General features: G+C 67.9%; 5 protein-coding genes. 4 read left to right on the top strand and 1 reads right to left on the bottom strand.

Annotated features, from left to right (window positions below; genetic code table 11):
* Positions 1-184 precede the first annotated feature (184 nt).
* The 4 genes from coaBC to BCY78_RS23105 all read left to right on the top strand — a co-directional run bounded on the left by coaBC (position 185) and on the right by BCY78_RS23105 (position 5,137).
* A complete protein-coding gene (gene coaBC, locus BCY78_RS23120) occupies positions 185-1,390 on the top strand; it encodes a bifunctional phosphopantothenoylcysteine decarboxylase/phosphopantothenate--cysteine ligase CoaBC (protein ID WP_068306548.1) in 1,206 nt (401 codons plus the stop codon).
* Positions 1,387-1,854 (top strand): dUTP diphosphatase, encoded by a 468-nt coding sequence (gene dut / locus BCY78_RS23115; protein ID WP_068306547.1) that lies wholly within the window; start codon positions 1,387-1,389, stop codon positions 1,852-1,854. The genes coaBC and dut overlap by 4 nt, the downstream gene beginning before the upstream one ends.
* A complete protein-coding gene (locus BCY78_RS23110; RefSeq protein ID WP_068306545.1) occupies positions 1,854-2,909 on the top strand; it encodes a HesA/MoeB/ThiF family protein in 1,056 nt (351 codons plus the stop codon). Before dut ends, BCY78_RS23110 begins: the two co-directional genes overlap by 1 nt.
* A gap of 266 nt (positions 2,910-3,175) precedes the next feature.
* Positions 3,176-5,137: a protein meaA gene (locus tag BCY78_RS23105; RefSeq protein ID WP_068306552.1), complete on the top strand. Its 1,962-nt coding sequence runs from the start codon at positions 3,176-3,178 to the stop codon at positions 5,135-5,137.
* A 452-nt stretch (positions 5,138-5,589) separates the two neighbouring features.
* On the opposite strand, the gene BCY78_RS23100 is transcribed toward BCY78_RS23105, so the two are convergent.
* A complete protein-coding gene (locus BCY78_RS23100) occupies positions 5,590-8,898 on the bottom strand; it encodes a DNA translocase FtsK 4TM domain-containing protein (RefSeq protein ID WP_068306543.1) in 3,309 nt (1,102 codons plus the stop codon).
* Between the last annotated feature and the right edge of the window lie 7 nt (positions 8,899-8,905).

Below are 8,905 nucleotides of genomic sequence, written 5' to 3'. Positions count from 1 at the left end.
CACTAGCGAGCGAGATAAGCCAGAGGAGGGACGCCGTTTTGTTCGAAGTAGAGGGCACCGCGCGGGGGCTACACTAGCCTCTAGTGCGCAAGCTCAGATGGTAAGAAGGGACAGTCACCATTCCGCGCAAACTTGCCATCGCCTTGCCCCGCCCCTACACCAAGGCAAAGCCACGGAGGTGTCGATGCTGGCCGGAAAACGCATCCTTCTGATCATCGGCGGCGGCATCGCGGCCTACAAGTCACTGGAACTGATCCGCCTTCTGAAGGGCGCGGGCGCCTCGGTCAGCCCGGTCCTGACAAGCGCCGGCGCGGAATTCGTCACCCCCCTCTCCGTCGCAGCCCTTGCCGGCGAGCCCCTGCATCAGGACCTGTTCGACCTCACCGCCGAGGCCGAGATGGGCCATATCCAGCTCTCGCGCGCGGCGGATCTGGTCGTCGTCGCACCGGCCACAGCCGACCTCATGGCGAAGATGGCGCAGGGCCATGCCGATGACCTCGCCTCGACCCTGCTGATGGCCACCGACAAGCGCGTGCTGATCGCCCCCGCGATGAATGTCCGGATGTGGGAGCACCCCGCCACCCAGCGGAACCTGAAGACCCTTCAGGGCGACGGCATCCTGACAATCGGCCCCGACCATGGCGACATGGCCTGTGGCGAGCATGGCCCGGGCCGCATGGCCGAGCCGCGCGCAATCCTCACTGCCATCGAGGCCGCGCTCTCGGACGGGCCGCTCAAGGGTAAGCGGATCCTCGTCACATCGGGCCCGACGCATGAGCCCATCGACCCCGTGCGCTATATCGCCAACCGCTCCTCGGGCCAGCAGGGCACCGCGCTGGCCGCCGCCCTGCGCGACCTCGGCGCCGCGGTCACCTTCGTCACCGGCCCCGCCACCACGCCACCCCCGCCGGGCGTCCGGGTGGTGAAGATCGAATCGGCGCGCGAGATGCTGGAGGCGGTCGAGGCCGCCTTGCCGATGGATGCCGCCGTCTTCGCCGCCGCCGTCGCCGATTGGCGGGTGAAGAACGAGGCCGGGCAGAAGATGAAGAAGCAGGCGGGCCAGCCGCTGCCGGTGCTGGAATTCGCCGAGAATCCCGACATCCTCGCCACCATCAGCCGCCATGCGCAGCGCCCCGCCCTTGTGGTCGGCTTCGCCGCCGAGACCGAGAAGGTCATCGAACACGCCCAGGCCAAGCGCGCGCGCAAGGGCTGCGACTGGATCGTCGCCAATGACGTCTCGCCCGCGACCGGCATCATGGGCGGCGCCGAGAATGCGGTTCATCTGATCACCGAGACCTCGGTCGAGGATTGGCCCCGCCTCCCCAAGGACGAGGTCGCCCGCCGCCTCGCCGCCCGCATTGCCACTGAACTGACCGGAGAGACTGCATGAGCGTCCTGATCAAGGTCCGGCGCGAGGATTGGGCCGATGCCGCCATCGCCCTGCCCGCCTATGAGACCCCGGGTTCCGCCGGCGCCGATATCCGCGCGAATCTGCGCCCCGAGGACCGCGAGACCGGCTTCACCCTCGATCCCTGGCACCGCGCGTTGATCCCGACCGGGCTGGTGATCGAGATCCCGCAGGGCTTCGAGGTGCAGGTTCGACCACGCTCGGGGCTCTCGCTGAAGCATGGGATCACCCTGCCCAACACCCCGGGCACCATCGACAGCGATTACCGCGGGCCGGTCGGCGTGCCGCTGATCAACCTCTCGGACACGCCCTACACGATCCAGCATGGCGAGCGGATCGCGCAGATGGTCGTGGCGCCGGTGGTGCAGGGCCGCTTCCTGCTCACTGAGACGCTGGGCGAGACGCAACGCGGCACGGGCGGCTTCGGCTCGACGGGGCGCGGCTGATGCTGACGATCCTGGTCTTGGCGGCGGTGCTGACCGCGCTCGGCTGGGTCTTCGGCGTGCCGATGCGCCTTCGGCTTGCAGGGTTGGGGCTGATCTGGCTGGCGATGGTCGTGGCGCATCTGGTGCTGCCGGAAGGCGCGCCCTTTCGCGCCGCGACCGGGGGCGACGTGCGGCCTTGGCTGGTGCTCGCGCTCCTCGCCCTTGCCGTCTTCGGCTACCGGGCGATGTTGAAGGCCCTGCGCAAGCGCGCGGCGATCCGCGAGGCCGAGACCATGCCCGAGACCAAGAAGCCCCTGTTTTCCGAGGCCGAGCTCAACCGCTACGCCCGCCACATGATGCTGCGCGAGGTCGGCGGCCCCGGCCAGCGCCGGCTGAAGGAGGCGAAGGTGCTGGTGATCGGCGCCGGTGGCCTCGGCGCGCCGGCGCTGCTGTATCTCGCCGCTGCCGGGGTGGGGACGATTGGCGTGGTCGATGACGATTCGGTCGAAAGCTCGAACCTGCAGCGGCAGATCATCCACAGCGACCTGACCGTCGGCATGCCCAAGGTCTTCTCGGCGCAGGAGCAGATGGAGGCGCTGAACCCCTTCATCACGGTGAAGCCCTATCACCGCCGGCTGGACGAAACCGCCGCCGAGGCGCTGTTCGCCGAGTATGACCTGATCCTCGACGGCACCGACAATTTCGACACGCGCTATATGGCGAACCGTGTCGCCGCCCGGTTGGGCAAGGCGCTCGTCGCCGCCGCGATCACGCAATGGGAGGGCCAGATCTCGGTCTACGACCCGGCGCGCGGCGGGCCCTGCTACGAATGCGTCTTCCCCGAGCGCCCGGCCCCCGGCCTCGTGCCCAGCTGCGCCGAGGCGGGGGTGATCGCGCCCCTGCCGGGCGTGTTGGGGGCAATGATGGCGATGGAGGCGGTGAAGCTGATCACTGGCGCAGGCGAGAGCCTCAGGGGTGCGATGCTGATCTATGACGGGCTCTATGCCGAGACCCGGCGGATCGGCCTGAAACCGCGCGCTGATTGCCCGGTTTGCCACGGCGGGCCCGCGGGATGACAAGCCCCGGGGGTTTGCCACCCCCGGACCCCCGGCGAGTATTTGGGACAAAGTGAAAGGGGCGCGGTTCGGGCGCCTCTTTTGCGTTTCACTCTGCGGAAATACTCAGCCGCGGCCAGGCAAGGGCGCCCCAGGCGGGCGCTCACGCCGCGTCGCGGCGATTTCGTGTTGACATTATCTTTCCCCACCCTATTCCGTTGGTGAAAGATTATTGCGCTGCGACTGCGAAGCAGCCCGAGATTATCGGAGGCGAGATGACCACGGACGTGACGAAGAAAGACAAGCCCTGGCTGTTCCGCACCTATGCCGGCCATTCGACGGCCAAGGCCTCGAACGAGCTTTATCGCACCAACCTGTCCAAGGGTCAGACTGGTCTCTCGGTCGCTTTCGACCTGCCGACGCAGACGGGCTATGACAGCGACCATGAGCTCTCGCGCGGCGAGGTCGGCAAGGTCGGCGTGCCCGTCAGCCATCTCGGCGATATGCGCGCATTGTTCGATCAGATCCCGCTCGAGCAGATGAACACCTCGATGACGATCAACGCAACGGCGCCCTGGCTGCTGTCACTCTATATCGCCGTGGCCGAGGAACAGGGCGCCGATGTCTCGCAGCTGCAAGGCACGGTGCAGAACGACATCATCAAGGAGTACCTGTCGCGCGGGACCTATATCTGCCCGCCTAAGCCGTCCCTGCGGATGATCACCGATGTCGCCGCCTATACGCGCGAGCATCTGCCGAAATGGAACCCGATGAACGTCTGTTCCTACCATCTGCAGGAGGCCGGTGCGACGCCCGAACAGGAACTGGCCTTCGCGCTGGCGACGGCCTGCGCGGTGCTGGACGATCTGAAAAGCAAGGTGCCGGCCGAGCATTTCGGCGCGATGGTCGGGCGGATCTCGTTCTTCGTGAACGCCGGCATCCGCTTTGTCACCGAGATGTGCAAGATGCGCGCCTTCACCGAGCTCTGGGATGAGCTGTGCCTCGAGCGTTACGGCGTCGAAGACGCGCGCTATCGCCGCTTCCGCTACGGCGTGCAGGTGAACTCGCTGGGCCTGACCGAGCAGCAGCCGGAAAACAACGTCTACCGCATCCTGATCGAGGCGCTGGCAGTGACGCTGTCGAAGAACGCCCGCGCCCGCGCCGTGCAGCTGCCCGCGTGGAACGAGGCGCTCGGCCTGCCGCGCAAATGGGACCAGCAATGGTCGCTGCGGATGCAGCAGATCCTCGCCTTCGAGACGGATCTCTTGGAATACGGCGATCTGTTTGATGGCAACCCGGTGGTCGATGCCAAGGTGCAGGCGCTCAAGGACGGCGCGCGCGCGGAACTGGCGCTGATCGACGACATGGGCGGCGCGGTGCAGGCGATCGAATACATGAAGGGCCGTCTGGTCGAGGCCAATGCCGAGCGCATCGGCCGGATCGAGCAAGGTGAGACGACCGTCGTCGGCGTGAACAAGTTCACCACGACCGAGCCCTCGCCCCTGACCACCGGCGACGGCGCGATCATGGTGGCGGATGCCGATGCCGAGGCCGACCAAATCGCCCGGCTGGAGGCCTGGCGCGGGGCCCGCGACGAGGCCGCCGTGCAGGCAGCGTTGGCGGAGCTGCGCGAAGCGGCTTTGTCGGGTGCCAATGTCATGCCCGCCTCGATCAAGGCCGCGAAGGCGGGTGCGACGACCGGCGAATGGGGTCTCGTGGTGCGCAAGGCCTTTGGCGAATACCGCGCCCCGACCGGCGTGTCGCGCAACCCCTCGAACCGCACCGAGGGGCTGGAGGAGATCCGCGCCGCCGTGGATGCGGTCAGCTCGACCCTCGGGCGGAAGCTGAAATTCGTGGTCGGCAAGCCGGGGCTCGACGGCCATTCCAACGGCGCCGAACAGATCGCCGCCCGCGCCCGCGATTGCGGGATGGACATCCATTACGAAGGCATCCGCCTGACCCCCGCCGAAATCGTCACCGCCGCACAGGAGCAGGAAGCGCATGTGGTGGGCCTGTCGATCCTCTCGGGCAGCCATGTGCCGCTGGTCGAGGAGCTGATGGAGCGAATGCGCGCAGCGGGGCTGGCCGAGGTGCCGGTCGTCGTCGGCGGCATCATCCCTGAGGAAGACGCGGCCCAGCTGCGCGCCATGGGGGTCGCGGCGGTCTATACGCCGAAGGATTTCGAACTGAACCGCATCATGATGGATATCGTCGGACTGGTTCAGGCGCAGAAGGTGGCGGCGGAGTAACGCGCCCGGGCCGCACGGCTGAGAGGTTTCGCCCTCGCCCGGCATGGCTCCGCCACGCAGGTCTCGCGCGACCGGGCGGCTCGCTTCGCTCGCCGCAAGGAAGGGGGCTGTCTGCCCCCTCGGCCTACGGCCTCTTCCGGCCCTCCGCTTGCGCTCCGGGCGTTCGGGGCTGAAGGCGCGCCACTGGCGCCCCTTCCGGGCGCCCCTCACCCCCGAGGATATTTTCAGAACGAAGATGATAACCAGGCAAGGCCGATGGGGCGACTTATCCCCCATCACCTTGTCTCAAATACTCACTTCAGCGCGGCCAGCATCCTCACTCTGCCGCAAATACTCCGCGACATTGTCCACCCGACACAAACGTCGGCACCAAAGCGGAGCGGCCGAAGCGCGCGGGGTGGGTGGGCGGGAGCAAGCTTCGGCCGCTCCCTCCCTCGCCAACCCGCGACAGCTCAGTGGCTCTCGGGCACCAGGATCTCGCGCTTGCCGACATGGTTCGCGGTCGACACGACGCCCTCGCTTTCCATCTGCTCAACCAGACGCGCGGCCTTGTTATAGCCGATCCCCAGCTTGCGCTGGATATAGGAGGTCGAGCATTTCCGATCCCGCGCGACAATCGCGACGGCCTGATCGTAGAGCGCATCTTCGCCGCCGGAATCGCCGCCACCGAGGCCCAGAACCGCGTCGATATCCGCCTCGCGATCCCCTTCAGGCCCCTCGACCACGCCGCCGACATAATCGGGCGGGCCAAAGCTCTTGAGATGCGCGACGACTTCCTCGACCTCGCTGTCCGAGCAGAACGGCCCATGCACGCGGGTGATCTTCGCACCGCCCGCCATGTAGAGCATGTCACCCATGCCCAGAAGCTGCTCGGCCCCCTGCTCGCCCAGAATGGTGCGGCTGTCGATCTTCGAGGTCACCTGGAACGAAATCCGGGTCGGGAAGTTCGCCTTGATCGTGCCGGTGATCACATCGACCGAGGGCCGCTGCGTCGCCATGATCAAGTGGATGCCCGAGGCCCGCGCCATCTGCGCCAGTCGCTGGATGCAGGCCTCGATCTCCTTGCCGGCGACCATCATCAGGTCGGCCATCTCGTCGACGATGACGACGATGAAGGGCAGGATCTCGGGCGCGAATTCTTCGGTCTCGAAGACCGGATCGCCGGTCTCGTCGTCAAAGCCCGTCTGCACCGTGCGCTTGAACATCTCGCCCTTGGCCTGTGCCTCGCGGACGCGGCCGTTGTAGCCCTCGATGTTCCGGACGCCCATCTTGGACATCTTGCGATAACGCTCCTCCATCTCGCCCACGACCCATTTCAGGGCCACGACCGCCTTCTTCGGGTCGGTCACCACGGGGCTGAGAAGGTGCGGAATACCGTCATAGACGCTGAGTTCCAGCATCTTCGGGTCGATCATGATCAGACGGCACTCGGCCGGCGTCAGCTTGTAGAGCAGCGACAGGATCATCGTGTTGATCGCCACCGACTTACCCGAACCCGTCGTACCAGCGATCAGCAGGTGAGGCATCTTGGCGAGGTTCGCCACGACCGGCTCGCCGCCGATATCCTTGCCCAGAGCCAACGGCAGACGCATCGTGCTGTCGCCGAAATCACGGGTGGCGAGGATCTCGCGCAGCACCACGGTGTGACGGTCGGCGTTCGGCAATTCGATACCGATGACCGAACGCCCCGGCACCGTCGACACACGCGCCGACAGCGCCGACATCGACCGCGCGATGTCATCGGACAGGCCGATCACGCGGCTGGCCTTGAGACCCGGCGCCGGCTCCAGCTCGTACATCGTGACCACGGGGCCCGGCTTGTAGCTGATGATATCGCCACGCACGCCGTAATCGTCGAGGACGCTTTCCAGCATCCGCGCATTCTGGTCGAGCGCGTCATGCGAGATCACCCGGCGCTTTTCCAACGCAGGATCGCGCAGCAACGCCAGCGGCGGCAGTTCGAACCCATCGTCGCCGGCAGGCTCCAGCGCCAGAGACGGCTGGGCCTCGGCCCGCGCCTGACGCGAAGGCTGGGGCGCGCGTGCGGCCGGTTGCGGCTGGGCGCGGCGCGGCTCGGGTGCAGGGGCTTGGGCGCGAGGCGCAGGGGCCTCGTAGCGCGACTCGTACCCCGGATCGTAGAGATCGTCCTCGTCATCCTCGAGCAGCGGCGCCTCATAGGCCGGCTGCTGGCGCGCCATGGGCTGCGGAGCGGCCTGCGGGCCCGGGGCATAGCCCGGCGCAGTGGCGCCCGGATAGCCCGGCGGCACCGGCTGGTAATCATAGGCGTGGCTGAAGGAATAGCCCTGCGCCGGCGGGACCGGAGCAGCAGCCTGTGGCGCCGGCTGCGGCGCGGGATAGGGCATCGGGGCGGCCACGGGCGCGGCATCGGGATGCGGGACCATCGGCGCGCCGGCGGTCATCGTGGGCTCACGGCGGCCACCCGAGACCTGAGGCTCGGCCTTCGGCGCGCGGCTGGGGTACTGGTCAGGGTTGAAGCGCAGCACCGGCTTCGCGCGCGAGCGGCCGTTCATCAGCTCGGCGATCCGGGCGCGGAGGCCCTCTTGACTGGGCGCCTGCGATGCCTCGAGCATCGGCTCGCGCTCGACCAACTCGCTTTCCGGCATCGACCAGACCGGTTCCGGCTCGGGCTGCGGCTCGGGTCGACGACCCAGAGCGGCGACGCGGCCCAGAACACCCTGACGCTCGACCGGAGCCTCGGGGTTCGACCAGCCTTGGGCCGGCTGCGCAGGCTGCGGCGCGCGGGCCGGTGCCATGCGGGAGTCGTGGCGCTGGTCCTGACGCGGGTCGGCATAGGGATCCGCGTAGGGGTCGCCATAGGGGTCCTGCATCGCCGGGCGGTGCGCGCCGCGCGGCGCCGGAGCGCGCTCAGCCCGCGGAGCCGCATGAGACTGCGGCTGCGCGGCGGGATGCGGCGCGTGATCGTAACGGTCGATCAGGTGATCCGGTTCGGGTTGACGCCAGACCGGCGCGGCGGGCTCTTCCCACGGCTGATGCTGGGTCAGGGCCTGATCGGCGGCGGCGCGGGCTTGTGCCTTGGCCTCGCGGCGGTGCTGCCATTGGTCGTGACCGCGGACGGCCAAGCCCCCCATTCCACGGGCCGAAAAGCCCAGCAAGGACAACGCGCCAGCATAGGTCAGCACCAGCCCCGAGACGAGGAACAGGCCGATCCGACGCAGCTCGGGCAGGGTGCAGCCGAGGATGTAGAGGTACAGCGCGACCGCCCCGCCGAAGGTCAGCAGGGTCATCACATTGGCCACGAACGAGGTCATCGGCAACGCGGTCATCACCGCCGCGAAGACGGTGTCGCCGAACATGCCGCCCAGACCGAAGGGCAGCGCCCAGCCGGCGCCCGGCACCAGCGAGCTTTGCCACACCGCGCCCAGCGCCACGGCCAGCGGCGCAAAGAACGAGCGGCCAAGCACGAGGTCCTCGCCCTGATGGATCACCAGACGCAGACCCCAGATGCAGAAGGACAGTGGCAGGCCCCAGGCGCCGCGGCCCAGGATCGTCGTCAGCGGCGAGGCGATGGCGGCACCCGCCCGGCCCAGCGCATTGTGCACGGGCGCGTCGGTGGCGGCCATCCAGGTGGGGTCCTCGGCCGAATAGGTGCCGAGGATCAGGGCCAGCACCAACCCGACGCCAATCAGGCACAGCCCGACCAGTTCCTTGCCGCGTTGGTTCAGCATGGCCTGAAGGCGGGTGTCGATGAGCGGGTCGCGGGGGGAAGGAAGGCTGGCCATCGGTTCC

Origin of the sequence: Pararhodobacter sp. CCB-MM2, assembly GCF_001691415.1 — a bacterium.
Lineage (GTDB): Bacteria > Pseudomonadota > Alphaproteobacteria > Rhodobacterales > Rhodobacteraceae > Pararhodobacter.
The sequence above is the reverse complement of the archived record's forward strand: the minus strand, read 5'-3'. Positions and strand labels throughout refer to the sequence as shown.

What these genes read in the sequence shown, in the direction of transcription:
- BCY78_RS23110 (WP_068306545.1), top strand. Translation starts at nt 1,854, where the DNA reads ATGCTGACGATCCTGGTCTTGGCGGCGGTGCTGACCGCGCTCGGCTGG.
- BCY78_RS23100 (WP_068306543.1), bottom strand. Translation starts at nt 8,898, where the DNA reads ATGGCCAGCCTTCCTTCCCCCCGCGACCCGCTCATCGACACCCGCCTT.
- dut (WP_068306547.1), top strand. Translation starts at nt 1,387, where the DNA reads ATGAGCGTCCTGATCAAGGTCCGGCGCGAGGATTGGGCCGATGCCGCC.
- coaBC (WP_068306548.1), top strand. Translation starts at nt 185, where the DNA reads ATGCTGGCCGGAAAACGCATCCTTCTGATCATCGGCGGCGGCATCGCG.